Source organism: Citrobacter sp. MNAZ 1397 (assembly GCF_023613995.1).
Lineage (GTDB): Bacteria > Pseudomonadota > Gammaproteobacteria > Enterobacterales > Enterobacteriaceae > Phytobacter > Phytobacter ursingii.
This window is the reverse complement of record NZ_JAKIVH010000001.1, coordinates 1274049-1299072: the sequence shown is the minus strand read 5'-3', so window position 1 is coordinate 1299072 and position 25024 is coordinate 1274049. Positions and strand designations below refer to the sequence as shown.

General features: G+C 53.6%; 29 protein-coding genes. 18 read left to right on the top strand and 11 right to left on the bottom strand.

The window, feature by feature from the left end; translation table 11 throughout:
• The first annotated feature begins 17 nt into the window (after window positions 1-17).
• From L2097_RS06060 to L2097_RS06040, 5 genes are all read left to right on the top strand, one after another.
• A complete protein-coding gene (locus tag L2097_RS06060) occupies window positions 18-902 on the top strand; it encodes a dihydrodipicolinate synthase family protein (RefSeq protein WP_142518371.1) in 885 nt (294 codons plus the stop codon).
• Between the two features lie 75 nt (window positions 903-977).
• Window positions 978-2396 (top strand): sodium:solute symporter family protein, encoded by a 1419-nt coding sequence (locus L2097_RS06055; RefSeq protein WP_142518370.1) that lies wholly within the window; start codon window positions 978-980, stop codon window positions 2394-2396.
• A 1-nt stretch (window position 2397) separates the two neighbouring features.
• Complete coding sequence (locus L2097_RS06050; protein WP_250352352.1) at window positions 2398-3561, top strand: sialidase family protein; 1164 nt, start codon at window positions 2398-2400, stop codon at window positions 3559-3561.
• On the top strand, window positions 3558-4028 hold the full coding sequence (locus L2097_RS06045) for a NanQ anomerase/TabA/YiaL family protein (RefSeq protein WP_047370230.1): 471 nt from the start codon (window positions 3558-3560) through the stop codon (window positions 4026-4028). Before L2097_RS06050 ends, L2097_RS06045 begins: the two co-directional genes overlap by 4 nt.
• 2 nt (window positions 4029-4030) lie before the next feature.
• Window positions 4031-4708, top strand: a complete 678-nt coding sequence (locus L2097_RS06040) for an SDR family NAD(P)-dependent oxidoreductase (protein ID WP_250352351.1) — start codon at window positions 4031-4033, stop codon at window positions 4706-4708.
• A gap of 52 nt (window positions 4709-4760) precedes the next feature.
• On the opposite strand, the gene L2097_RS06035 is transcribed toward L2097_RS06040, so the two are convergent.
• Entirely contained in the window at window positions 4761-5555 is a 795-nt protein-coding gene (locus L2097_RS06035) for a PhzF family phenazine biosynthesis protein (RefSeq protein WP_047370228.1), read from the bottom strand.
• Window positions 5556-5725: 170 nt separating this feature from the next.
• Here L2097_RS06035 and L2097_RS06030 point away from each other — a divergent pair, with 170 nt between their 5' ends.
• Window positions 5726-6928, top strand: a complete 1203-nt coding sequence (locus tag L2097_RS06030; protein ID WP_047370227.1) for a sugar transporter — start codon at window positions 5726-5728, stop codon at window positions 6926-6928.
• Between the two features lie 103 nt (window positions 6929-7031).
• Here the strand turns inward: L2097_RS06030 and L2097_RS06025 are convergent, their stop codons facing one another.
• A complete protein-coding gene (locus L2097_RS06025) occupies window positions 7032-7706 on the bottom strand; it encodes a MarC family NAAT transporter (RefSeq protein WP_250352350.1) in 675 nt (224 codons plus the stop codon).
• A gap of 239 nt (window positions 7707-7945) precedes the next feature.
• On the opposite strand from L2097_RS06025, the gene marR reads away from it, so the two are divergent.
• The 3 genes from marR to marB are packed head-to-tail and all read left to right on the top strand — an operon-like array spanning window position 7946 to window position 9029.
• A complete protein-coding gene (gene marR / locus L2097_RS06020) occupies window positions 7946-8380 on the top strand; it encodes a multiple antibiotic resistance transcriptional regulator MarR (protein ID WP_039078921.1) in 435 nt (144 codons plus the stop codon).
• Between the two features lie 18 nt (window positions 8381-8398).
• Window positions 8399-8782, top strand: a complete 384-nt coding sequence (gene marA, locus L2097_RS06015; protein ID WP_139153698.1) for an MDR efflux pump AcrAB transcriptional activator MarA — start codon at window positions 8399-8401, stop codon at window positions 8780-8782.
• A 31-nt stretch (window positions 8783-8813) separates the two neighbouring features.
• Window positions 8814-9029 (top strand): multiple antibiotic resistance protein MarB, encoded by a 216-nt coding sequence (gene marB / locus L2097_RS06010; RefSeq protein ID WP_047370225.1) that lies wholly within the window; start codon window positions 8814-8816, stop codon window positions 9027-9029.
• A 37-nt stretch (window positions 9030-9066) separates the two neighbouring features.
• On the opposite strand, the gene eamA is transcribed toward marB, so the two are convergent.
• The gene (gene eamA, locus L2097_RS06005; protein ID WP_047370224.1) at window positions 9067-9960 is read right to left on the bottom strand and encodes an O-acetylserine/cysteine exporter; all 894 of its coding nucleotides are present in this window, start codon (window positions 9958-9960) and stop codon (window positions 9067-9069) included.
• Between the two features lie 196 nt (window positions 9961-10156).
• Between eamA and ydeE the strand changes: the two genes are divergently transcribed.
• Entirely contained in the window at window positions 10157-11344 is a 1188-nt protein-coding gene (gene ydeE / locus L2097_RS06000) for an efflux MFS transporter YdeE (protein ID WP_229221076.1), read from the top strand.
• Window positions 11345-11352: 8 nt separating this feature from the next.
• Here the strand turns inward: ydeE and L2097_RS05995 are convergent, their stop codons facing one another.
• The 3 genes from L2097_RS05995 to L2097_RS05985 form a co-directional block, all read right to left on the bottom strand.
• The gene (locus L2097_RS05995) at window positions 11353-12588 is read right to left on the bottom strand and encodes an MFS transporter (RefSeq protein WP_047373267.1); all 1236 of its coding nucleotides are present in this window, start codon (window positions 12586-12588) and stop codon (window positions 11353-11355) included.
• Window positions 12589-12743: 155 nt separating this feature from the next.
• Window positions 12744-13847, bottom strand: coding sequence for a cobalamin-independent methionine synthase II family protein (locus L2097_RS05990; RefSeq protein ID WP_250352349.1), 1104 nt, complete (start codon window positions 13845-13847; stop codon window positions 12744-12746).
• Window positions 13848-13999: 152 nt separating this feature from the next.
• Window positions 14000-14395 carry a rhodanese-like domain-containing protein gene (locus L2097_RS05985; protein ID WP_250352348.1) on the bottom strand — a complete coding sequence of 132 codons (396 nt, stop codon included), beginning with the start codon at window positions 14393-14395 and terminating at the stop codon, window positions 14000-14002.
• Between the two features lie 67 nt (window positions 14396-14462).
• Here L2097_RS05985 and ftrA point away from each other — a divergent pair, with 67 nt between their 5' ends.
• Entirely contained in the window at window positions 14463-15467 is a 1005-nt protein-coding gene (gene ftrA, locus L2097_RS05980) for a transcriptional regulator FtrA (protein WP_047370220.1), read from the top strand.
• A gap of 109 nt (window positions 15468-15576) precedes the next feature.
• Window positions 15577-15672: a protein MgtS gene (gene mgtS / locus L2097_RS05975; protein WP_039078912.1), complete on the top strand. Its 96-nt coding sequence runs from the start codon at window positions 15577-15579 to the stop codon at window positions 15670-15672.
• 289 nt (window positions 15673-15961) lie between these two features.
• Here the strand turns inward: mgtS and L2097_RS05970 are convergent, their stop codons facing one another.
• The 3 genes from L2097_RS05970 to L2097_RS05960 form a co-directional block, all read right to left on the bottom strand.
• Window positions 15962-16159, bottom strand: a complete 198-nt coding sequence (locus tag L2097_RS05970; protein WP_047370219.1) for a hypothetical protein — start codon at window positions 16157-16159, stop codon at window positions 15962-15964.
• Window positions 16160-16692: 533 nt separating this feature from the next.
• Window positions 16693-16854, bottom strand: a complete 162-nt coding sequence (locus L2097_RS05965) for a hypothetical protein (RefSeq protein WP_167337878.1) — start codon at window positions 16852-16854, stop codon at window positions 16693-16695.
• A gap of 397 nt (window positions 16855-17251) precedes the next feature.
• Entirely contained in the window at window positions 17252-17638 is a 387-nt protein-coding gene (locus tag L2097_RS05960) for a winged helix-turn-helix transcriptional regulator (RefSeq protein ID WP_250352347.1), read from the bottom strand.
• A gap of 99 nt (window positions 17639-17737) precedes the next feature.
• On the opposite strand from L2097_RS05960, the gene L2097_RS05955 reads away from it, so the two are divergent.
• Complete coding sequence (locus L2097_RS05955; protein WP_047370216.1) at window positions 17738-18469, top strand: SDR family NAD(P)-dependent oxidoreductase; 732 nt, start codon at window positions 17738-17740, stop codon at window positions 18467-18469.
• A gap of 63 nt (window positions 18470-18532) precedes the next feature.
• Here the strand turns inward: L2097_RS05955 and L2097_RS05950 are convergent, their stop codons facing one another.
• Window positions 18533-19081, bottom strand: a complete 549-nt coding sequence (locus L2097_RS05950; protein WP_502799290.1) for a thioredoxin fold domain-containing protein — start codon at window positions 19079-19081, stop codon at window positions 18533-18535.
• Window positions 19082-19338: 257 nt separating this feature from the next.
• On the opposite strand from L2097_RS05950, the gene L2097_RS05945 reads away from it, so the two are divergent.
• From L2097_RS05945 to L2097_RS05930, 4 genes are read left to right on the top strand one after another with little or no spacing between them, the layout of a single operon-like run.
• Window positions 19339-20154, top strand: a complete 816-nt coding sequence (locus L2097_RS05945; RefSeq protein ID WP_047370214.1) for an SDR family NAD(P)-dependent oxidoreductase — start codon at window positions 19339-19341, stop codon at window positions 20152-20154.
• A 26-nt stretch (window positions 20155-20180) separates the two neighbouring features.
• Window positions 20181-20942 carry an SDR family oxidoreductase gene (locus L2097_RS05940; RefSeq protein ID WP_250352346.1) on the top strand — a complete coding sequence of 254 codons (762 nt, stop codon included), beginning with the start codon at window positions 20181-20183 and terminating at the stop codon, window positions 20940-20942.
• A 41-nt stretch (window positions 20943-20983) separates the two neighbouring features.
• The gene (locus L2097_RS05935; protein ID WP_502799305.1) at window positions 20984-22183 is read left to right on the top strand and encodes an MFS transporter; all 1200 of its coding nucleotides are present in this window, start codon (window positions 20984-20986) and stop codon (window positions 22181-22183) included.
• Window positions 22184-22193: 10 nt separating this feature from the next.
• Window positions 22194-23129, top strand: coding sequence for a GlxA family transcriptional regulator (locus L2097_RS05930; protein ID WP_250352344.1), 936 nt, complete (start codon window positions 22194-22196; stop codon window positions 23127-23129).
• Between the two features lie 53 nt (window positions 23130-23182).
• Here the strand turns inward: L2097_RS05930 and L2097_RS05925 are convergent, their stop codons facing one another.
• Window positions 23183-24115, bottom strand: coding sequence for an AraC family transcriptional regulator (locus L2097_RS05925; RefSeq protein ID WP_250352343.1), 933 nt, complete (start codon window positions 24113-24115; stop codon window positions 23183-23185).
• A gap of 121 nt (window positions 24116-24236) precedes the next feature.
• Between L2097_RS05925 and L2097_RS05920 the strand changes: the two genes are divergently transcribed.
• On the top strand, window positions 24237-24770 hold the full coding sequence (locus L2097_RS05920; RefSeq protein ID WP_047370209.1) for a carboxymuconolactone decarboxylase family protein: 534 nt from the start codon (window positions 24237-24239) through the stop codon (window positions 24768-24770).
• Window positions 24771-25024: the final 254 nt, after the last annotated feature.

The following is a 25024-nucleotide window of genomic DNA, read 5'->3' as shown; positions in this document are numbered from 1 at the left end:
TCACGGAGAGATGTGCAATGAGTAAGAAAATTGAAGGCGTGCTGACGGCGATCGTCACGCCTTTTGATGCAGAAGGTGGATTGAATGTTCAGTCACTGAAAGAACAGGTCAATCGCCAACTGACGGCCGGAAACGGCATTTTCTGCGGCGGCACCAACGGTGAGTTTTTTGTGCTTAACGAGCAGGAAAAAATCACCGTCACCGCAGCCTGCGTTGATGAAGTGGCCGGTCGCGCCAATGTGGTGGCACATATTGGTGAGATCGCTACCCGCGAAACCATCCGTCTGGGTAAACAGATTGAAAAACTGGGCGTCGACGCGGTTTCCGTGATCACCCCCTATTTTGTCCCCTTAAAACAAAACGAATTAATTACCCATTATACCGCCGTCGCGGATGCCCTCAGCGTACCGGTATTTCTGTACAACATCCCTGCCCGCACCGGGAATACCCTTGAACCACAGACTGTCCGCGTGTTGGCGGAACATCCGAACATTATTGGCATTAAGGACAGCGCAGGCAGCTATGAAAGCCTGAGTGGATTTCTGAACGCCGTTAAAGATATCGAGAATTTCGATGTCCTGAATGGACCGGACTCCCTGATTCACCGGGGATTCGTGGAAGGATGTTCTGCCTGTATCTCTGGTCTTGCGAACGTCGCACCAAAAGAAATCAATGCCATTTGGTCGCATTTCAGGGCTGGCGACGTGGAAGGCTCCCGTCAGGCACAAGAAAATGTCACCGGTCTGCGTACCGATCTCTATAGCGTAGGGTTCTCTCCGGCGGCGGTTAAAAAAGCAGTGCAACTTATGGGCTATAACGTCGGCGAAAGTCGTTATGCCGTTTCATTTACCGAAGAACAACAGCTGCAAATTCGCCAGATCGTAACGCAGTACGTGCGTTAAGGCGTTTTTCATTCGTCATTAGAATATTGGGCACCTCAGGTGCCCTGGCTTCACTCGCCCCAAAGAGAGGCAAAGATGAACACGTTTACTTCACAAGATACCCTGATCATTGTCGGTATAGTCATTGCCTATATCGTCTTTACCACCTGGCTTACGTTCCGTTTACGCAGTAAAAACTCCGGCGACTTTATGGAAGGCTCCCGCGCGATGCCGGCCTTTATCGTTGGTATCTTATTAATGTCTGAATACATTGGCGCGAAATCAACTGTCGGTACCGCACAGGCCGCCTTCGAAGGCGGGATTGCCGCCTCATGGTCAGTTCTGGGTGCGGCTATCGGTTTCCCATTGTTTGGCCTGCTGCTGGTCAAACGCATTTATAACACCGGCAAAATCACCATCTCCGGCGCAATTGCAGAGAAGTACGGCAACAGCACCAAGAACATCATTTCTATCATCATGATCTACGCATTGCTGCTGGTGAATGTCGGCAACTACGTGAGCGGCGCGGCGGCGATTTCTACAGTGTTGAAAGTGAGCCTGCCGGTGGCCGCCTTTATTACCGCCATCGTCAGTACCTTCTACTTTGCCTACGGCGGCATGAAAGGCGTGGCCTGGGTTACCCTGCTGCACAGTGCGCTTAAGTACTTCGGTATTCTGGTCATCATGGGTTTTGCACTCTACAAAACCGGTGGTTTCACCCCGATGGTTCAGAAAATGCCGGACTTCTACTGGACCTGGGATGGTAACTTCGGTGCCAGCACTATTTTCGCCTGGTTGATTGGGACTATCGGGTCTATTTTCTGTACCCAGTTCGTGATTCAGGCCATCTGTTCGACCAAAGATGTGCAATCGGCGAAACGTTCCACCTGGATAGCATTTTTCTTCTGTATGCCGATTGCGCTGGCGATTGCCGTTATCGGCGTCGCGGCAAAATATCTGCACCCAGAAATTAACAGCCTGTATGCGATGCCGATTTTCCTGCAGGATATGAACCCATGGATTGCCGGACTTGTGACAACGTCACTTGTTGCTTCTATTTTCGTGAGCGTCAGTACCGTTGCGCTGGCTATCGCCTCGCTGGTGGTGAAAGATTTCTATGTCCCTTACCGTAACCCGACACCGGAGCAAGAATTTAAAGCCACGCGCTGGTTATCTTTATTGATTGGTTTCCTGCCGCTGATTTTCGTGCTGCTGGTCCCGGAAGTGCTGAAACTGTCGTTCTTTACCCGAGCGATCCGTCTGTCCATCACGGTGGTTGCAGTGATTGCTTTCTACGCCCCGTTCTTTAAAAGCACCCGTGGCGCGAACGCCGGCCTGATTGGCTCCTGTGTTGTGACATCACTGTGGTATGTGCTGGGCGACCCGTTCGGTATCAACAACATGTATATCGCGCTGATTACCCCGGCGGTGATTATGGTCCTGGACCGAATTATCCCGAACAAAGCGCACGCGAAAACGAAAGCACCAACACCTGTACAAAATAGTGGAGTTTGATATGTCCGTTACTGTTAATCGCGATGGCGTATTACGTCAGCAAGAAGATGCACGTGTCATCAGCGCGATGCTGCCCTCGCCCTGCCCGCAAAACCACGCGGCCAACATTCTGCCGCTGCCTGATGGCACGCTGATGTGCGTCTGGTTTGGCGGCACCCAGGAAGGCGTTGCGGATATTTCCGTGTGGAGCTCACGCCTCGTAGCAGGCTGCGACAGCTGGAGTGAGGCGGTCAAACTGTCTGACGATGCCAGTCGTTCCGAGCAAAACCCGGTACTGTTCCTCGCCCCGGATAACGTACTGTGGTTGATGTGGACCGCGCAGATCTCCGGCAACCAGGACACGGCAATCGTCCGCTATCGCCAGTCGACCGACCTTGGTGTCAGTTGGGGCGAAATTGCCACACTGCTCGATAAGCCAGGCACGTTTATTCGCCAGCCGATCACCGTGCTGGAAAATGGTAACTGGCTGCTGCCGGTCTTCTATTGCCGCACCAAACCGGGTGAGAAGTGGGTCGGTAATGATGATATCAGCGCGGTAAAAATCTCCGCCGATCAGGGGAAAACCTGGCGCGATGTGGAGGTTCCGGAAAGCCTCGGCTGTGTGCATATGAACATCACCGCACTGCACAACGGCACCCTGGTTGCGCTTTTCCGCAGTCGCTGGGCGGATAACATCTATTACAGCCAGTCGACCGACGATGGTGAAAGCTGGTCTGTGCCGGAACCGACGACCTTGCCAAACAACAATTCGTCCATTCAGGTCACGACCCTGGCGGACGGCAATCTGGCGCTGGTGTTTAACTACATGAGTGCCGCCGGGGCGCTGGAACGCCGTGCCTCGCTGTATGACGAAATTGACGATGGCGATGGACGCAAAGAGCCGGAAGTAACCAGCGGTCGCAGCGCATTCTGGGGTGCACCGCGTGCGCCGATGACCGTGGCTATCTCACCTGACGGTGGGAAAAGCTGGCCTTGGCAGCGTCATCTGGACGAAGGTGACGGCTATTGCATGACCAATAACTCACAGGAAAAACTAAATCGCGAGTTCTCCTACCCGAGCATCAAACAGGGAGCGGACGGCAGTTTGCATATCGCTTATACCTATTTCCGCCAGGCGATTAAATACGTTCGCGTATCGCCGGAATGGATTAAGGAGTCAGTGTGATTTTTGGCAATCTTAACGCCCTGCCGCAGGCAGGGTTGCCTGCGGTGTTGCGCGATATTCTGGCGCTTCCTCAGTGCGCATTCGACGCATTGCAGGCGCGCGACGATGGGCGTTTTCAGCTACCGGGGGCAGAGTGGTTCTGTACCGTCGGCCCGGCCAATACGCAACGGCGTGAAATCCGTCATACGGAATATCACCACCAGTGGGCGGATATTCAAGTGCTGCTGACGGGTGAAGAGCTCATTTGTGCCGGCACGCAGTACGTGCCGCTGGCAACCGATGAGGAGCGTAAGCCGGATCTCTTTATCACCACCACCGCCGAGCTACCGGTCAGTATGCTGCTGCAGGCGGGTGATTTTGCCGTATTCTTGCCGGGCGAACCGCATCAGGCGCTGTGCGCGGCGGCAGAACCAATGACGATCCGCAAAGCAGTGTTTAAAGTTCCGCGTGCGCTGCTGGAGGTATAAATATGCCACACGCAATCGTAACTGGTGCAAGTTCCGGAATTGGCGAGGCTATTGTCAGCCGTCTGCTCAATCAGGGATGGAATGTCACCGGGCTTAGCCGTTCAAACGTCAAGCGTGACAACACGGGATTTAACAGCATATGTGTCGATCTCAGTGACGGCGCGGCGCTGCGAGAGGTGCTGACCACCCTGGCTGAGCCTCATGCAGTCATCCATGCCGCCGGAATGATGGCCTCAGCACCGCTTGGCGAGTTAACACCTGAGGTCAGTCAGCGGTTGTGGCAATTGCATGTGCTGGCGGCGGAGACGCTGATCAATCACTTTGCCCCACAGATGGCGTCCGGAGGCAGGATAGTGGTCATTGGCAGCCGGACGTCGCGCGGTGCATCGGGACGATCGCAGTATGTTGCCACCAAGGCGGCGCTGGTGGGCATGGTGCGCAGTTGGGCAGCAGAACTGGCGCCGAGGGGGATCACCGCCAACGTGGTCGCTCCTGGGGCGACACAAACGCCGATGCTCAGTGCGCCCGGACGCGCAAGCTCGCCGCCCACTATGCCGCCCATTGGACGATTGATTTCGCCTGAGGAAGTGGCAGCACTGGTAGGATTTGTCCTGTCACCAGAGGCGGCGGCCATTACCGGTCAGGAATTGGTGATCTGTGGCGGCGCATCGCTTAAGTAACGAAAGACGGGTGACACTGTCACCCGTCTTAATTTCTCATCTACGCTTGTATTCAGCCGCGCAAGTAGACTTTACCTATCAGATAGGTGGTTGCCTGACCGCCAATCAATACCCTTTCGCCACGCGCTTCGCAGCGCAGTTCACCGCCACGGGCTGAAAGTTGACGTGCCTGCAAAACGGATTTACCGAGTTTATCCGCCCAGTATGGAATCAGCATGCTGTGGGTCGAGCCGGTTACCGGATCTTCCGGCACCGATTCGCCCGGACAGAAAAAGCGACTGACAAAATCATGCTTGTCGCCTGGCGCGGTAATACAGACCATTTTCTTTAAAGGGATCATCGCGGCGATGTCAGGGGTCACCGCTTCAACCTGCTGCTGGTTTTCCAGCACCACCATATAATCGCGCGCCACGCGTACCTCTTTGGCCTGGGTGATACCCAGTGTTTCAAACAGCAGCGCAGGCGGTGCTGCCACCCGTTCTGTCTGCCAGGCCGGGAAGTCCAGGGTCAGCCAGTCGCCTTTGCGGCTTACGATAAGCGGGCCAACAAAACGGGTAGTAAAGTTAATGTGTGTATCGGGGTAGTCCAGGTATTCAAAAATCACGTGCGCGGCGGCAAGCGTGGCATGCCCGCAAAGGTTGATTTCGTACTGCGTGGTAAACCAGCGCAGCTCAAAGCCGTCGTCGTTACGAACAAAGAACGCCGTCTCAGACTGGTTGTGTTGCTGTGCCATTTTCAACAACACATCATCCGGCAACCATTCCGTTAGCGGACAAACTGCGGCGGCATTACCGCCAAACGTATGGTCGCTAAACGCGTCCACCATATAGAAGTCGATTGTGTGCATAGCCTTTCCTCTTGTTTTCCTTTGTTTTTCTCTTGTATTGCTTTTTGTTTCAACTGACAACGTTGTGCCCCAATTAAAAATGAGACATTGATCACAAAAAGTTTGTATTTTGAGCAGAATTAGATCTAAGATCTGCCCATATTCTTCCCCTGCAACCGATCCCAAAAGATATGACAACACAAATGGTTTCACGAAAAGTCGCGTGGCTTCGGGTGGTTACGCTTGCCATTGCCGCGTTCATTTTCAACACTACTGAGTTCGTGCCTGTGGGGCTGCTGTCGGACATCGCGCAAAGTTTCAATATGGAAACCCCGCAGGTCGGTATCATGCTGACGATCTACGCCTGGGTTGTGGCGCTGATGTCACTGCCGTTTATGCTGCTGACCAGCCAGGTAGAGCGTCGCAAGCTGCTGATTGGCCTGTTCGTTTTGTTTATTGGCAGTCATGTCCTCTCCTTCCTGGCGTGGAATTTCCATGTGCTGGTAATCAGCCGCATTGGTATTGCTTTCGCCCATGCGATTTTCTGGTCCATCACCGCGTCGCTCGCAATACGACTGGCCCCGGCAGGTAAACGCGCGCAGGCGCTGAGCCTTATCGCTACCGGTACCGCGCTGGCGATGGTGCTGGGTATTCCGATTGGTCGCGTCGTCGGCCAATATTTTGGCTGGCGTACGACCTTCTTCGCCATCGGCTTTGGCGCGCTGGTTACTCTGCTGTGTCTGATTAAACTGTTGCCGAAACTGCCCAGTGAGCACTCAGGTTCACTGCGTAGTCTGCCTGAACTGTTCCGTCGCCCGGCACTGTTGTCCATTTATTTGCTGACGGTCATTGTGGTTACCGCCCACTACACCGCCTACAGCTATATCGAACCGTTCGTGCAGACGGTGGCGGGCCTCAGCGGTAATTTCGCGACCTTGTTGCTGCTGATACTCGGCGGTGCGGGGATCCTCGGTAGCGTGCTGTTTGGCAAACTGGGCAATAAACATGCCTCCGGCCTTATCAGCGGCGCGATTGGCCTGCTGGTTATTTCGCTGTTGTTGCTACGCCCTGCGGCAGGCAGTGAGATAAACCTGGCCGTGCTGAGCATTTTCTGGGGTATCGCAATTATGATTATCGGCCTCGGTATGCAGGTGAAAGTCCTGGCGCTGGCACCGGATGCGACCGATGTGGCCATGTCACTGTTCTCGGGAATTTTCAATATCGGGATTGGCGCAGGCGCGCTGGTCGGTAACCAAATCAGCCTGCAGTGGTCGATGTCAGCCATTGGCTATGCGGGTGCTATTCCTGCGCTGGCCGCGCTGGTCTGGTCGGTCGTGATTTTCCGGCGCTGGCCGGTATCAGCAGAAGAAAGACAGCAACCGCACACTCTGTAATGCCTCACCGTCAGCGGGTTGTCGTTTCGCAACCCGCTGACGGGTTCTTCTCCTCGTCCCGTCTCAGTCATCACGGGCTGTTGGCCGCTCTCACGCGGTCGCATCAGGCCGTAGCGTGGTAGGTTGCAATGATTTCCAACACGCCATTAATGATAAACTGAACCCCCATACAGACCAGCAAAAAGCCCATCAGCCGGGAGATAGCCTCAATCCCACCCTTACCCACCAGCCGCATTATCGCGCCGGAGCTACGCAAACATACCCACAGAATCACTGCCACGACGGCGAAAATCAGCGGGGGCGCAACCATTAACACCCACTCAGGGAAGTCGGTGCTTTCGCGCACGGTCGACGCGGAGCTGATGATCATCGCAATCGTCCCCGGCCCGGCAGTACTCGGCATCGCTAAGGGAACGAAAGCGATATTGGCCGTCGGCTCCTCTTCCAGCTCTTCCGATTTGGTTTTGATCTCCGGCGCCTCATGCATTTTCTGCGGCGGGAAAAGCATACGGAAACCGATAAAGGCCACGATCAGGCCACCGGCGATACGCAACCCCGGTATCGAAATTCCGAAGGTATTCATCACCAGTTGCCCGGCATAATACGCCACCATCATGATGGCAAAGACATAGACAGAGGCCATCAGCGACTGTTGGTTGCGCTGGGCGCTGTTCATATTGCCCGCGAGCCCCAAAAAGAGCGCCACGGTGGTAAGCGGGTTCGCCAGCGGAAGGATCACCACCAGTCCAAGGCCAATAACTTTCAATAAATCCATCATCTACGAAGACACTCCAGGGCCAACAAACGTACCCGAGAGTATATCTTCAGCGTGGCTTTATCGGCACTGGCTTTGCTTATCCATTAATTAAACTCATAAAAACATACACATAGTCGAGTAGAAAAACAGACGTAACCCTGTTTTAGCAAATCGTGGCATGCCCCAATTCATTCAGTTGACTTATACTTGCCTGAGCAATAATATCTGCCGTGACTAATATACTTGCCGGGGCAACCACTGTGAAAAGCACAAGTGATCTGTTTAACGAAATCATTCCACTTGGTCGCTTGATCCATATGGTTAACCAAAAAAAAGATCGCTTACTTAACGACTATCTTGCGCCGCTGGATGTCACCGCCACGCAGTTTAAGGTGCTCTGTTCTATCCGCTGCCAGGGATGTATCACCCCGGTCGAATTAAAAAAGATCCTCTCCGTCGACCTTGGTGCGCTAACGCGCATGCTTGACCGACTGGTCTGCAAAGGCTGGATCGAAAGAAATCCTAATCCGCATGACAAGCGCGGCGTGCTGGTGCAATTAACCACCGACGGCGCCGCGCTGTGTGAGCAATGTCATCAATTAGTAGGGCAAAACCTGCATCAGGAATTAACAAAAAACTTAACGGCAGAAGAAGTGGCAACTCTGGAGCACTTGCTCAAGAAAATCTTGCCGTAACGAAAAAGAGGTATGACGATGTCCAGACGCAATACTGACGCCATCACTATTCATAGCATTTTGGACTGGATTGAAGATAACCTGGAATCGCCGCTCTCACTGGAAAAAGTGTCTGAGCGTTCGGGTTACTCCAAATGGCACCTGCAACGGATGTTTAAAAAAGAGACGGGGCACTCACTGGGGCAGTACATTCGCAGCCGTAAGCTGACTGAAATCGCACAGAAGCTGAAAGGCAGTAATGAACCGATCCTGTATCTCGCGGAGCGCTATGGGTTTGAATCGCAACAAACCCTGACGCGTACGTTCAAAAACTACTTTGACGTGCCGCCACACAAGTATCGTGTGACCGAAATACCCGGCGAGTCTCGCTATCTATTTCCGTTAAACCACTGTAATTGCTAATCGCCTGTTTTAAAGACGTATCGAGGAAATCATGAAACGTATTGCCTGTGCCGCCCTCACCGTGATGGTGTTACTGACCGGCCAGAGTTATGCGGAACAATTCGCACACCCTGCGAAACAGAACCCACGTGACACAATGGTAATGCCCACTTCCCATGAACAGTCGCCTTTCGACTTTAACCACATGGGGGCCGGGAGTGATAAATCCGACGAGTTGGGCGTGCCTTATTACAACGCACGCACCTGATCGTTTTGCCCCGCCTTCGGCGGGGCTTTTTTATCCCCTACGCCTGAACCGCACGGCGTAAGCGAAAACCAAACACATTAATGTACAACCCCGCCATAATCAGCACCGCCCCGCCCAGTTGTAATACCGACAGCGACTCACCCAGAAGCAGCGCGGCACTGGCCATTCCCACTACGGGCACCAGCAACGACAGCGGCGCCACACGCCAGGTTTCATAACGCCCGAGCAGCGCCCCCCAGATACCATAACCGACAATTGTTGCCACAAACGCCAGATAGACCAGCGACAGAATCGTCGTCAGGTCAATACTGACCAGACTTTGTAGCATTAACGCCGGGCCTTCAAATATCATCGAGGCCACCATAAAGGGGATTATCGGAATCAATGCACTCCAGACCACCAGTGACATGACCGGGGGGCGCGAAGTGTGGCTCATGATTTTCTTATTGAAGATATTGCCACAGGCCCAACTGAACGCCGCCGCGAGGGTCAGGGCAAATCCGATCATCGGAATATGTTGCCCGCTCAGGCTGGCCTCAATCAACACCAGCACACCCAGTACCGCAAGCGTAATACCCGCCAGTTGTTTCCCCTGCAGACGTTCGCCGAATACGCCGGCGCCAAGAATGATGGTGAAAAATGCCTGAGCCTGCAGCACCAGCGACGCCAGGCCCGCAGGCATGCCGAATTTGATGGCGCAAAATAAGAAGGCAAACTGGCCAAAACTGATGGTCAGCCCGTAGCCCAGGAGTAAGCGCAGTGGCACTTTAGGCCGCGCAATAAACAGTAGTGCCGGAAAGGCGACCAGGACGAAGCGTAAACCCGCCAGCATGAGTGGAGGCATATTATGCAACCCGACTTTGATCACCACAAAATTCAGGCCCCATACCACCACGACCAATAGCGCCAGCAGTCCATCTTTACGCGTCATTTTCGCCTCTGTTTTTTTAAACTTTTGTAAAAAAAGTTACGTTAACGCAAAAAACAGTCCAGAGACAGATCATTATTTTTGGCAGGTCCATTTTGGCATCCCGTGATAAATCAACCGGTGTACATCACGCTTTATGCATGTTATTGCTGTTAGACATCACAAAAAACTATAACAACAGGCATTGTCGGGCAGGAAAATGATCTCAACACAAAAGCGGTCTACCGCCGCGTTACTGGCGTCGTCGTTACTGTTAACCATCGGTCGCGGGGCAACACTGCCCTTTATGACTATCTATCTCAATCGCCAGTACGCCATGTCTGTTGACCAGGTGGGTTATGCGATGACAACGGCCTTGACTATCGGCGTGGTCTTTAGTCTTGGCTTCGGTATTCTGGCGGATAAGTTCGATAAAAAACGCTATATGTTGCTGGCGATCGCCGTCTTCTTGTTTGGTTTTAGCGCCATTCCCCTGGTCAGCCACGCCGGTCTGGTGGTGCTCTTTTTCTCGCTCATTAACTGCGCCTACTCAGTCTTTTCGACCGTTCTGAAAGCCTATTTTTCCGATACGCTGGGTGCGGCGGCGAAAGCGCGGATTTTCTCTCTCAACTACACGTTTATTAATGTTGGCTGGACCGTCGGTCCACCGATTGGCACGATGCTGGTCATGTACAGTATCAATCTGCCCTTCTGGCTTGCGGCCTTCTGTTCTGCGGTACCACTGGTGTTTATCCAGATGTTCGTTCGCCGTGTCAGCGTGGCGCAGAGCAGCGAAAACAGCGTGGCCTGGTCGCCGTCAGTGTTGTTGCGCGACCGTGCGCTACGCTGGTTTACCTTATCCGGACTGCTGGCCTCCTTTGTCGCCGGATCGTTTGCGTCTTGCATTGCTCAGTATGTCATGTCAATCGCGGACGGCGACGTTGCCGAAAAAGTGGTTGCCGTGGTACTGCCGGTCAATGCCGCCGTGGTGGTGACACTGCAATACGGGCTGGGAAGTAAGCTGACGGCAAAGAACCTGCGTCCGTTAATGGCCTTTGGTACCGTCTGTTTTGTCCTTGGCCTGGGCGGCTTTATGTTTTCCGGGGACAATCTTTGGTTCTGGGGCGCATCGGCCGCCGTCTTTACCCTTGGCGAAGTCATTTACGCGCCCGGCGAGTACATGCTGATTGATAACATTGCCCCGCCGGGAATGAAAGCGAGCTATTTCTCGGCCCAGGCGCTGGGCTGGCTGGGCGCGGCAATGAACCCGTTGTTAACCGGGATTATCCTGACCACCCTGCCGGCATGGACGCTTTTCGTCATTATGATGGTGACCATCGTCCTGGCCTGGCTGATGATGCTGAGGGGGATGCAGGCAAAACCGCTGGGTGTGTTGCAGGCAAGCTAGCGCCTGCCTTACCTTTCGTGGTTCGTGCGGATCTGCGGCGTGTTGTCGAGCAGACGGATGGCGGGCACAAAACAGGCTGCCACCGTCGCCAGCACCACCGAAAGCGCGCAGGCCAGCAGGACACTGGTGCTGCCATAGTGCTGTGCCAGCGGACCGGCGGCAATTTCACCCACCGGGATCGCCACGAACGAGCCCAGCGCATCATAAGCGTAAACTCGCGCGAGTTTTTCCGGCGGGATATGTGTTTGCAGTGACTGCGCCCATACCACGCCAAACAGACCAAAGCTCACGCCTGCCAGGAAGAAACCTGCCATGAGCGCTGTCGTGGTGGGATACACCCCCAGCGCCAGTAGTGGCAACGCACAAAAGTTTACCATCACCACGCCAATAAACAGATCGCGCCGGGGCCGCCAACGCAGCGCAATCAGCGAACCGGCAATCAGGCCAACGCTTTGCGCCGCCACGGCAAGCCCCCAGCCGGTACGCCCAAATGTTTCATCCGCCACGATCGGACCGAGCACCATCGCCATGCCACTAAAGGCCGCATTGACGATGGTAAACTGCACCACAATTGCCCATACCCAGGTGCGGGCGATAAACTCTTTCCAGCCATCGCGCAAATCCTGCACAATATTTGATTGCGCATCGTGCGATGCGATAGCCCCGACACGAATCAGTAAATAGAGCGGAGCCGAGGCCGCAAAGCCAAGCGCATCAATCGCCAGCCCCCATCCGGGACCGATGGTGCTGGTGAGCATACCGCCAAGCGACGCGCCAATCACCGTGCCGCCATAAACGCCAAGCTGAATAAAGGCATTGGCTTCGCGCAGGGTACGTACCGGCACCGTTTGCGGCACCATCGCCGAGGAGGCGGGTAAGGCAATGCCCGCCGCCGCGCCGTTAAGCGCCCCGAGCACAGCCAGCAGCATGATAGTTGCGCTGCCGTCCAGCACCAGCCATGCCACCATCCCCTGCGCCACTGCCGCAACCAGCGACGAGGAGACCAGCACCAGGCTTCGCGAGTAGCGGTCTGCGAGCACGCCGCCGAGCAGCAGGAAGATAACGTTAAAGAGTGAACGGGCCGCCACGACCAGACCTAAGTCCGTCGCAGAGCCACCGATATCCAGCACCGCGAACGCCAGCGCAATCGGGGCAATACCGTTTCCCAGAACGGTCAGCAGGCGGCCGAAAAACAGATAGCGAAAGGATGAAGAGTGAAAGGCCCGTTGACCGCGCGACGCCATCACCTCAGTTTCCACGAGGCTGCTCCCAATCATCCCTTTTTGTTGTCATGAATGACTCCATGTGTCTGGCTTAGGCCCAGCCGAATAAATAAAGAAAGGACATGCAGGAGACCCCGCATGCCCATGGCATTTCGTGCGTCGTTATGACTCGCGGATTACCACACCTGTTGCGCTATCTGCGTAACGAGGCGCACTTTATCCCATTGTTGCTCTGCTGTCAGCGTGTTCCCCTCCTCCGTTGAGGCAAAACCACACTGCGGGCTCAGGCAAAGCTGGTTCAGACAGACATATTTCGCCGCTTCCTGTAAGCACGCTTTGATACCTTCCGGGTTTTCCAGCTCACCCTTTTTGGTAGTGATCAGCCCTAATACCACCTGCTGTTTACCCGGACGAATAAAGCGCAATGGTGCGAAATCACCGGAGCGGTCATTATCATACTCAAGGTAGAACGCATCGACATTCACGCTGCCAAACAGCACTTCCGCTACCGGCTCATAGCCGCCTTCGGAAATCCAGGTGGAGCGGAAATTACCCCGGCAAACATGCAGACCAATCGTTAAGTCAGCGGGTTTGCCTTCCAGCGCTTTGTTCAGCACGCGGGCATAGATGCTGGCCAGCTCATCCGGGTCTTCGCCGCGTTCACGGATCTGGCGACGCTGATCGTCAGAGCAGAGGTAGGCCCAGACGGTGTCGTCCAGTTGCAAATAGCGGCAACCCGCGGCGTAGAAGGCATGGATCGCATCGCGCCAGGTCGTCGCCAAATCCTCAAAATAGTCTGCCAGGTCCGGATACACGGTAGCGTCGATATCTTTACGACCACCGCGAAAATGCAACACGCTCGGGCTTGGAATGGTCATCTTCGGTTGCGCATTGCCGCAAATGCTTTTCAGGTAAATAAAATCTTCCAGCATCGGGTGATCGCCAAAACCGAGTTTTCCGGTCACCCGTACGCCATGAGCTTTGGTCTGCACACCATTAAACTGGATGCCTTTATCCGCGTCGTAGCGCTCCACGCCCTGCAGGCCATCGAAGAAATCAAAATGCCACCAGGCACGGCGGAACTCACCGTCGGTGACCACGTGCAGGCCGCAGTCACACTGCTGCTGAACCACATGGCGAATCGCCTCATTCTCCACGGAGCGCAGTTGTTGAGCGCTGATGCTGCCCTGCGCATATTGCTGGCGTGCCTGTTTAATGGTGTCCGGGCGTAAAAAACTGCCAACTACGTCTGCGCGGAACGGGGCCTGATGTCGCTGCATGGTGTTCTCCTTGCACGCCGGCCAGATAGTTTACCGGCGTGATAGTTCATTATTTGAATTTTTAGCCATCTGGACGGCTAAATGTCCAAATAAAATGTCACATGCAGTGTCCGTGTAGCAAACGAGAATTTCTCATCACCCATGAAAAATATTCAACTTGCCACAAAACGGTATCCTTCATCTTCCCAGCCGGTTAACCCGCCGAGCATGATTTTTACCGCCAGCCCCATTCGCGCCAGTTTTAGCGCCGCACGATCAGCCCCGTTACAATGGGGGCCTGCGCAATAGACGACAAAGAGCGTGTCCTGAGGCCATTGCGCCATGCGCTCTGGTGTCATTTGCGAATGTGGCAGATGGATCGCGCCTGGAATATGGCGCCTGGCGAAGGTCTCCGGGCTACCCACGACATGTAACAGCACAAAATCTTGTTCCTCGTGCGTCAACGCATGGTGGACATCGGCGCAATCGGTCTCGACGCTCAGGCGGCGTAAAAAGTGGCTGGCGGTCACCTCAGGCGAGGCAGCGGGGACTTCCGAAACATAGCTCATAGTGCTTTCTCCAGGTTTGTGTTAACACTAATCTAACGAAAACAAGACACCGTGACCGTATAGCTTTATGCCAGATAACAACAAAAACATGACAATTTCACCGCCCCCCGGACAGCAGCATGTTGTCGTCGCTCTCGCATACGATGGTTTATGTACCTTTGAGTTTGGCGTCGCCGTGGAAATTTTTGGCTTGCCACGTCCGGAGCTGGGCGATAACTGGTATCACTTTGCCGTTGCGGCGGTGGATGAAGGAGAGCTGCGCGCGACAGGCGGTATCCGCATTATGACCGAAGGCGGCGTGGAATTGCTTGAGCGGGCCGATACGATTATTGTTCCCGGCTGGCGCGGCGCACAGACGCCGGTACCGGAAGCACTTTGCCATGCACTGCGCCAGGCCCACCAGCGCGGATGCCGGATAATGTCTATCTGCTCCGGAGTGTTTGTGCTTGCCGCTGCCGGGCTCCTCAACGGTCGAAAAGCGACAACCCACTGGCGGTATACTGACCTGCTGCGTCAGCGCTATCCGGCCATCGAAGTGCTGGAAGATGCTCTCTATTATGATGAGGGTCGCGTAATGACGTCTGCCGGAAGCGCGGCGGGCATCGATCTGTGTCTGCACGTCGTCAGAACCGATTTCGGTCGCGACATCGCCAATAATGTCGCCCGGCGTCTGGTGGTTCAGCCCCACCGCGACGGAATGCAGACGCAAAAAGTGACGGCACCGGTTGCCCGTTCAAGGGAGAGCCAGTCGCTGGGGAAATTGTTTGATTTCCTGCAACAGCAACTCGACGCGAGCCACACCGTTGAGTCGCTTGCCCGTCATGTCGGCATGAGCCCGCGTACCTTTTTACGCCGTTTTGCCGAGGCCACTGGCACCACGCCCGCCCGCTGGATTTTGCAGGCTCGTCTGCGCCGGGCCGAAGAGCTACTGACGCAGTCGAAGATGAATATTGATGCGATCGCCGGACAAATCGGTTTCAGCAATGCCGCCGCCCTGCGCCATCACTTTCAGCAACAATATGCACTCACCCCAGGACAATTTCGCAAAAAATTTACGCTCGCAAATAAATAGTTCACATAATTAAGCTATTGTTTAGATTCAGTCAGGTAGTATTCCAATCAACGCGGCAAATAATGAAAGGTAAGTGAGGTCAGAATTATTCAGTAACAGGAGAGTAACGATGTTGGGAAATATGCATGTCTTTATTGCAGTGCTGGGAATCATTTTATTTTCTGGTTTTCTTGCTGCTTATTTTAGCCATAAATGGGACGACTGATGAACGGAGATAATCCCCCACCAAACAGGCCCCTCGCGCCGAAACACCGCGGGGGGCCTTCTTTTTTGCTATCGTACAGATAAAAAAAACCGCCAGTAGAGACTGACGGTAAAATGCTTGCATGGATAGATTTGTGTTTTGGACTATACGCTACCCTGTAGCCACAGGATTAACGATTCACTTTTAATCTACCCGGTACTTCCTAAATAAAGAGTAAACGATGACGAACTAAGCTCAGAAGTCACATTTGTAATGGCCTTCGTGTGATGCCGCTCAACGTCGTGGATTTTTATTTCCCTTTCATTACCAGATTCGCCGCTTGCGCGAAAATGGCATCCTCCACACCGTCACCCCTGTCTCTGCCCTGACGCTCTATCTCTTCAATGATATTGTCACGATTAATGATCTTACCGCCCGAAATCAGCCCAATAACAGCGGCCCCAATGGCTAATCCAATGAGTCCCGTGCGCTCGTCATTGAATTTCATACCGTTTCCTCTCTTTTCGACTTCTTTGTGAAGTCAGAAAAAATTTAGCATAGGGTTTTCAGCTCGCCATGCTTCGTGACTAAAAAGCGATAAAATTCTTACTTAATGCAGGGTTTTTAGGCAAAACGAAACGGTGTGACGTGTTCTGATAAAAGAGACGCACGAAGATAATTCGCCTAATTGACTGATTTTCCAGCGGCTAAAAAGCGCAGGTCAGCCCCATAGCGCTTGATGACATTCGCTGATGCGCAGACGAAAAAAAATGTAACCAATCCTGACATTCCAGAATTAACGAAGCGCAGGTCAGCACGCAACGCAGAGGAGGAAGGGTTATCGTTGTACAAGCCGGTAGTCTCGTTGACCGAAAGACAGAAGAGATTTGTTCGGTTCACGCCAGTGATGAAACCTGAATGGTCATCGCGTTTGCTATCATGGCCAGAAGCTGGCTTTGCGATAAATAAAGAGGGTGAACAACATTATGAGCCCTGACGTTCGCCAGGGCGTATATTATGCAGCTAATTTTGCATGATTATTCAGTGCCACTTCAGACCATAATGTTCGCGCACGACTTTTTCCAGGGCAACGCGATCAACTGTCACTGCCGACCGTTCTTCGGGAATGGCCAGTCGATATTCGCAGCCGGGGATAATAGTGGTTAACCGATGCAGTCTTTTCTTATAACGAATCCATTTCATACGCCATCCCCCTGTCTCTGTAACGCTATTCATTGTTGCTTTATTTTATTGTAGCCAGCGTTAATCATAAACCTACTGATAAAGATCATCTATTTATTTAGTTTTATAAAAATCACCATCATCAGGCAGAGGCATTGTCAGAAATGCTCACCTGTTGCATCTGAAATCGCGCACCTGATATACAAAGTTAACGCACGAAAAATATCCACCACACCTTCATATGAAAGCCACACGACAAATAAATATTCTTTTTCCCTCAAATGGTTTTTGCTATCTACGATATTGTCGTAAACACGCTGATATTCTTCCAGCGTGTTTATGAAATATTCAGGCACTCTTCATGGCGACGTCTGAAAAAATGAGCAGCGGAATGTCCCTTGAGCCATACAACATCCTGTTAGCCGACGAACTCTTCCTCATGCGCTTGTTTGTCATACTCTTTTTGTGCAGCTTCCAGGGTCGGGCCATGTTCCAGCGCCCACTGATACAGCGCCTCGAAAGGTTCGCGCAGTGAATGCCCCAGAGGCGTGATGCTGTATTCCACCCCTACCGGCATTGTGGGTAGCACTTTTCGATAGACAAGCCCGTTGCGTTCAAGTCGCTTAAGAGCATCAGCCAGCGCCTTATGGGTTATACCGTCCAGGCGGCGACGGATTTCATTGAAGCGAGCGGGCTCAGTGCACAGGACGGTCAGGATGAGAATCGACCATTTATTGGTGATGTGTTCGAGCACCGGACGCGTTTTTCCTACTTCTCTCAGGCTATTACAGTCAATCGTTGTCATGTCGGTATATCCAATGATATCTGGTATAAACAAAGTGCGTAATTGATACTAAATATAAAACTTATATCATCTGTTTTCCACTCAATGAGGAGAGCAATGATGAACAGATTGAATAATAAAGTATCCGTTGTACTGGGCGGCGCCAAAGGGATCGGTCTGGCGATTAGTCAACGTTTCGCTCACGAAGGGGCATCCACCTGGTTTACTTCTCGCCGGGACGAAGAGTTGCAAGCCGCCGTTGCCACCATCGGAAATAATGCCCTGCCATTGCGCGCCGATGTCAGCCAGCAAAGCGAACTCACCCGGATTATGGAAAAAGTGCAGGCGCAATCCGGTCGTATTGACGTGCTGGTGATTAACGCCGGTATGTCAGAACACGCCACGCTGGAACAGATTTCATCCGATCATTTTGACCAGATTTTTGGGCTTAACGTCCGCTCCCCGGTGTTTGCGTTGCAGGCGGCCCTGCCCTTGCTTAATCCCGGCGCCAGCGTGGTGTTAATTGGTTCGATCGCTGACGTTATTGGTTCGGCAGGTTATGGCGTCTACAGCGCCAGTAAAGCCGCGCTGCGCTCTTTTGCGCGCACCTGGACGCGTGAACTCGCCCCCCGTGGTATTCGGGTAAATGTCGTCGCGCCAGGCCCGGTGGACACAGAGATGATGGCCGCCGCATCGGAGGAGTTTCGTCAGGGGATCATCAGCGCCATTCCATTAGGCCGAATGGGGACGCCGGATGAAATTGCCAGCGCCGCGCTGTTTCTTGCCAGTGATGACAGTCGCTATATCGCCGGTGCGGAAATTTGCGTCGATGGCGGACTGACGCAAGTGTGATAAGCGTTGTACCGTAAAAAGGCCGCGGTGCGGCCTTTGAAACAGATCTCGCCGCGCACAGTATTACTGTAATGCAGAGAGAATTTTATCCGGCGGTAGACTGCCCAGGAAGGTGTGCATTGCGGGATCCAGCACAACCATCACGGGTGTTACCTTAATCCCAAGCCGATCCGCAAGCTCTGATTGCTTAATAATTAGCTGCTTACATTGTTCTGTGCTGTCATTTGCGGGTAAGAACCCCGCCATCGCGTTTTGCAGGCTTTTCGGTCGATCTGGCGCGCACCATACTCGGGACATATCCTCTATGACCGAATCTTTTATTGATGGCGGAACGACTGTCACAAATGACATGGTCAAACCTGCATCCGTGTATTTCTTAATATTTTTGATGACGAAACTACAATAAACACACTGGTTATCAACAAAAACCAGCAGTTTGTGTTTTTCTGCGCTGGCCTGAAAGGTAATCGGCTCAAGCGCAGGTAAAGAGCGCGAAATATCCTCGTAGGCCATCTGCGGTGTGGCATCTGTGGCAGGCACAGACGACGCCAGCGCAACAGAACTGGCCGACAGCATAAAAGCTGCGCCTAATGTTTTAAGCAAACCCCTCATTCCTTTTGTCCTTGCTGTTTTGCTATCGGATTAACCCCTTTCTCGCACAGCCAGTTAACACCTTATCCATTATTTTTTCTGCATTTTTTTCATCATTCTTCTCCGCTTCATGCAAACAGGCATTGCCCGTTCCCACCTGGACAGGGCGAAGGCGAGACACAGAATGTCCCAAATAACTACCATTAACGTCATTCGGGACACCTTTTTCTTACTTATGATGCTTTCATCGAATCAATGGTGACTGAAAGGAACCTGCTATGAACATCGCTACACAACCCGGTAAAGGCACTGCAGTGATCACCGGCGCATCAACTGGCATCGGCGCTATTTATGCTAATCGGCTGGCGCGTATGGGTTACGACCTGATCATCGTTGCCCGCAATCACAACCGCCTGAATCAGATGGCAAGCCATATCACCGCCGATACAGCCCGTAATGTGGAGGTCGTGGCCGCCGATCTTGGCGATAGCCAACAACTTAACGCCCTGGAGAAAAAACTGCACGACGATGCCAGCATTACACTGCTGGTCAACAATGCGGGCACTGGCACACATACGCCGCTGTTATCCAGCGATGTCGACCAGATGCAGGCGATGATTAACCTTAACGTGATTGCGCTGACTCGCCTCACGTATGCCGTTGTTCCCGGATTCGTCGCGCGCGGCAATGGCGCCATCATCAACATCTCTTCCATCGTCAGCCTTGCACCGGAATTGTTGAACGGTGTGTACGGCGGAACAAAAGCATTTGTACTGGCCTTTAGTCAGTCACTCCACCACGAACTGGCCGATAAAGGGATACAGATCCAGGCCGTATTACCAGGCGCGACGGCAACGCCGTTCTGGGATAACGGCGGTCTCCCACTGGAACAACTCGATAAATCGATAGTGATGAGCCCTTATGACCTGGTGGATGCCGCGCTAACAGGCTTTCTGCGAGGTGAGCTGGTCACGATCCCCTCTTTGCATAACGAAGCGGAGTGGCTGGCGATGGAAAACAGCCGCAAGGCCATGATGCCGCACCTTTCGAGCAATATCCCGGCTGAACGCTACCGCGACAGCGCAGGCCACTAACCCTTTTACCCAACAGGAATGACAAAATGAAACTCACCGGAAACACCCTTTTTATCACTGGCGGCACCTCGGGCATCGGTCGCGCCATGGCGGAAAAATTTCATCAACTTGGCAACCAGGTGATTATCTCTGGTCGTCGCAAAGCGCTGCTGGACACCGTGACTGCCGCCAATCCGGGTATGGATTCCGTGGTACTGGATGTCACAAATGCGTTAAGTATTAAAGACGCGGCGCGGGAAGTCCTGTCTCGCTATCCGGCACTAAACGTGGTGATAAATAACGCAGGCATTATGCCGTTTGATAATCCTGCCGCTGAACTGGATGATGAGATGGCGACCACGCTGCTGGATACCAATCTGCTGGGCACTGTTCGGGTGAGCGCCGCGTTCATTGAACATCTTAAGCAGCAACAGGATGCAGTACTGATCAATAACAGTTCCATACTGGCCTTTTTGCCGCTGGTCACGAATGCGCTCTATTGCGCAACCAAAGCGGCGATCCACTCCTATACCCTCTCCCAGCGCTTTTTGCTTCGCGATGCGGGCGTGAGCGTAATAGAGATTGCGCCACCATGGGTAGATACCGATCTGATCTACAAAAGTGGTGATTCCCGGGCGATGCCCCTGGCGGACTTTATCGAACAGACCTTCGAAAAACTGGCCACGGATAACCCCGAAGCCATTGTCGATAGCGTGCTCCCTGCCCGCGCAAATCCCGGCGCGAATGAACACGCCATGGTTAACGCGTTTAATCAGTCAATGATGGAAAACCCGATCCCGGTTGCGTGATCTGATGCGGGGCAGGCAACTGCCCCCGGCAGGAGTTAATGATGCAAAATCACATTGCCACGCCGCAACGACGCGCGCTCAACGCCCTGAGTATTGCTTATTTTATTCAGGCGACAGGTTCTCTTTCCGTTGCAGGCAGCCTGGCTGCCATTTCCCTTGAGTGGGGACTCAGTGATGCACAAAGTGCTCGCCTGCTCTCTATTTTCGGCCTGACGTTTGCCCTGGGCGCGCCGCTGGCGCAAGTGATGTTCGGCACGTTGATGCGCAGGGCGCAGGTACTGGCAGGCATGCTGGTGTTCGCGCTGGGGGCGGCTATTTTTGCTCTCGCGCCGAATTACACGTTGCTGGTTATTTCACGTATCGTGATGGGGCTTGGCGCGTCGTTAATAGGTCCGGTACTGGTGGCGCTTGGCGCAGAGTTAGTGTCTCCCAAAGAACGTGGCAGCGCCATCGCCATGATTCTGCTCGGCGTGTCGATGGCAAGCATGGTGGGTATACCGCTCGCCGCGTGGATAGCGCATGCATGGGGCGCGCGGATCTTGTTTGCCCTTGTCGCGCTGATAAGCCTGCTCACGGCTGCGGGTGTGTGGCTGCTGGTGCCGAATGTGGTAAAAGGCGTCGATATTCGTTTACGCCATGTCGGCCAGGTACTGACCGACGGTAAAACTCTGTCTGCGTTTTTGGTGGTCTTTTTTATCACCTCGGGGGTATACGATATGTATGCGTTTATCTCGCCGATAATTCGCGATCGCTGGCACGGCGAAGCCGCTGATGTCTCTATCGCCCTGACGGTTATTGGCGTGGCGGGTATTCTGGGAAACCTTTTTGTCAGCCGCGCCGCACGGCGTTACAGTGCGGAACGCTTGCTGAGCGTCGGCTTGACTTTGCTGGTCGCAGATATGCTGCTCATAACGCTGTTACCCGCCCAACTGGCGTGGTTGTTTATTCTGTTGGTGGTGTGGGCCTTTTCAACGGATCTGATATGGCCAACGCAGCAGCGACGTATCGTGGAAATATCGTCTGCAGAAACGCGGGGAATTTCACTGGCCTTAACCAGCGCCTTTATGTTCTGCGGTATCGGTTTTGGTTCAGCGGTGGCCTCCTGGCTTTATCCGCTGACCGGTTTTTACGGCGTGATGATAAGCTCAATGCTGTTTCTGTTGCTGGCACTCGTCAGCCTGGGTATATCGGAACGGTTACGTGCCCGTTCTGCGCAATGGGCCAGTGCTGAATTGCCATAAAGAGGTTGCGATGCACCGGATAGGATTGATTATTTCTGACCATTTTCAGATGCTGGCCTTGTCAACGCTGACGGTCTTCGAATTTGCTAACCTCATTACTGAAAAACCCTTTTACCAGTTGACGGTCTATTCCGAATCCGGCGGCAAAGTACGTTCATCCTCAGGAATTGGCGTTGATTCTGAACAGTTCAGCGATGAAACGCCGGTAGATACCTGGCTGGTAGCGGGGGTGCTTTCCCCGGTGGAGGAGCCCGCAAGTCCGGCGGTCATTCATTTTCTGCAAACGTCCGCCCGCAAAGCACGCCGCATCGCCGGCATCTGCACTGGCGCATTTGTGCTGGCGCAGGCCGGGCTTCTGGAACAAAAACGCGCGACCACTCACTGGGCGCATGCCCGCAACTTCATGACGATGCATCCCGGCATTCAGCTTGAAGATGACCGGATCTTTATTATTGATGACACCATCTGGACATCTGCCGGGATGACCGCCGGGCTGGATATGGCGCTGGGTATGGTGGAAAAAGATTTGGGCGCAGATATTGCCCGTATTGTGGCGCATCGTCTGGTCATGAATCAACGCCGTTCCGGAGGCCAGACACAGCATTCGGAAATGCTGTCATTGGCCCCACGTTCGGATCGTCTGCAAAGCGCGCTCGAATATGCCCGCAACAACTTACACAAAACGCTGACGGTGGAACTACTGGCCGATGCCGTGCATGTCAGCGCCCGCCAGCTCAGCCGCCTGTTTCGTCAGGAAACGGGGAAATCGCCGGCCAAAGCTATCGAAGGATTACGGCTTGAAGCGGCAAGATTAATGATTGAGCAAAGCCGCCTCTCCCTCGATACCATTGCCCGCGAGGCCGGTTTTCGCGACAGGCGTCATATGCGGGAAGTGTTTATTCGCGGTTATGGCATCCCGCCGCAGTCCCTTCGTACGGGCAGATAACACGGAAGAGTAAGAAGCCCGTCTGCCCTGAACACGCATGTCGCGGAGCGACGCTAGCTGTCCCGCGCTCCCGGTTTTTGGCTCTCTTTTCGGTACGCGGCCGGAGTAATGCCATAGCGTTTTTTAAAGGCTTTAGTGAACGATGAGAGCGATAAAAAGCCGCACCGTTCGGCGATGGCGTCCACCGCCTGCGCCCTTTCATCAATCAGTAACCGCGAGGCCAGCGCCATGCGCAACTGTGTCAGCCATGATTGTGGCGTCTGGTGATAACTGTGCGCAAAATGCCGGGCAAAAGTGGCGCGCGATAAAAAGCAACGCTCAGCCATAGACTCGAGAGTCCACGGGTATGCCGGGTCCGCAAAGACGGCTAATAATGCCGGTGAGAGGCGCTTATCACTCATTAGCCGCAACATGCCGGGCGGTGGTTGTCGCAGTGAAAGTAATATCCGCAGCATCATCGCCAGTAGTGTATTCGCCAGCCCTTTAACCATCGCCAGACTGCCCGGCAAACTGTTCTGGCTTTCACGGACTAACATCGTCAGTAACGTTTCCAGTTCAGGAAAGCTTTTGCGCTCCGCCGTCTGAAGATGAATAAGCGCCTGCTCTTCGGCGAACAGCCAGCGGCAGTCCGGACCGAAATGAAACTCCCCGCACAATACTTCAACGGATGGCCCTGGCCCTTCCGTACTCACTTGCGTCAGAATGCCATTATGATGTCCCTGCGCCGGTACGACCTGTCCCCACTCCACCAGGCTTTCAAGGAGATGGGGGGAACCATGAGGAAGGAGCAGAACATCCCCTGCGCAGACATTGAGGGTTTTGCCCGCAATATGCAGGCGCGCCTCCCCGCGCATGATGACATGCCATGGCACAATGCCGCCAGGCCGCTGCTGATGGTCAGCAGCCCATCTCCCGTTAAACCGACAATGTAGATTCACAACGCATTGCGGGGCCAGCACAGCAAGTAACGAACTGAGGTTATCCACTCGCGCTCCTGAGACGTTAAGACAAAAAATAGCGGCTTTGGGGCCAATAATAGCATGCCCGACGCCCTATGATGTCTCTATCGCCGATACGGTGACACACATTAACTGACAGGAGAAAATCATGAGTCGTTTAACCTCAATTCAGGTCGAAAATGCCACAGGCCAGACTGCCGAACTTTTCACTATGATCAAACGTGCTATGGGTAAAGTGCCAAACGCCTATCAGACTATCGGTATTGCGCCAGAGATCCTTGCCCAGGCGCTGCAGCACAATGCTACGCTTGCAAAAAGTACGCTCAGTAAACAAGAGCTGGAAGCCATCAACCTGGTTGTGAGCGAGCGCTCCGGCTGCGATTATTGCCTGGCCGCGCATACCTTAACGGGCAAAATGGCCGGTTACAGCCTCGCGCAAACGCAGGCATTGCGTCGGGGAGAATATCCGGATGACGCCCGTATTGATGCCCTGGTGAAATTCGTCTCAACCGTCGTCTCAACCCGCGGAACGCTGGCGGAAGAAACAGTAACCCGCTTCCTGGCGGCAGGCTTTAGCGATCGTCAGGTGGTGGAAATCATCAGTGCGATCAGCGCAATTCTGTTCACCAATATGATCAACCGTGTCAACGATACCGTGGTGGATTTTCCGCACGTAAACTAAACACGCGCTGGCGGTCGGTTTTTATCATGGCGGGCGGGATCAATGACACACCATTACTCGCTTCGCCTTGTGCAATGACTGCGCCACGGTAGCCAGCGGCGGCTGGGCGTCTGCGCTGGCCGCCGCATCGTTATAGCTGGTAACAGACATCGACCGGCAGTTAAAATAAAAAAATATAAACGTTGCTTAATTAATTTCGCTATGTCTTAATAGCGTCATCGGTTTGGAATACAGACCTTATGAAAGCAGTTTTA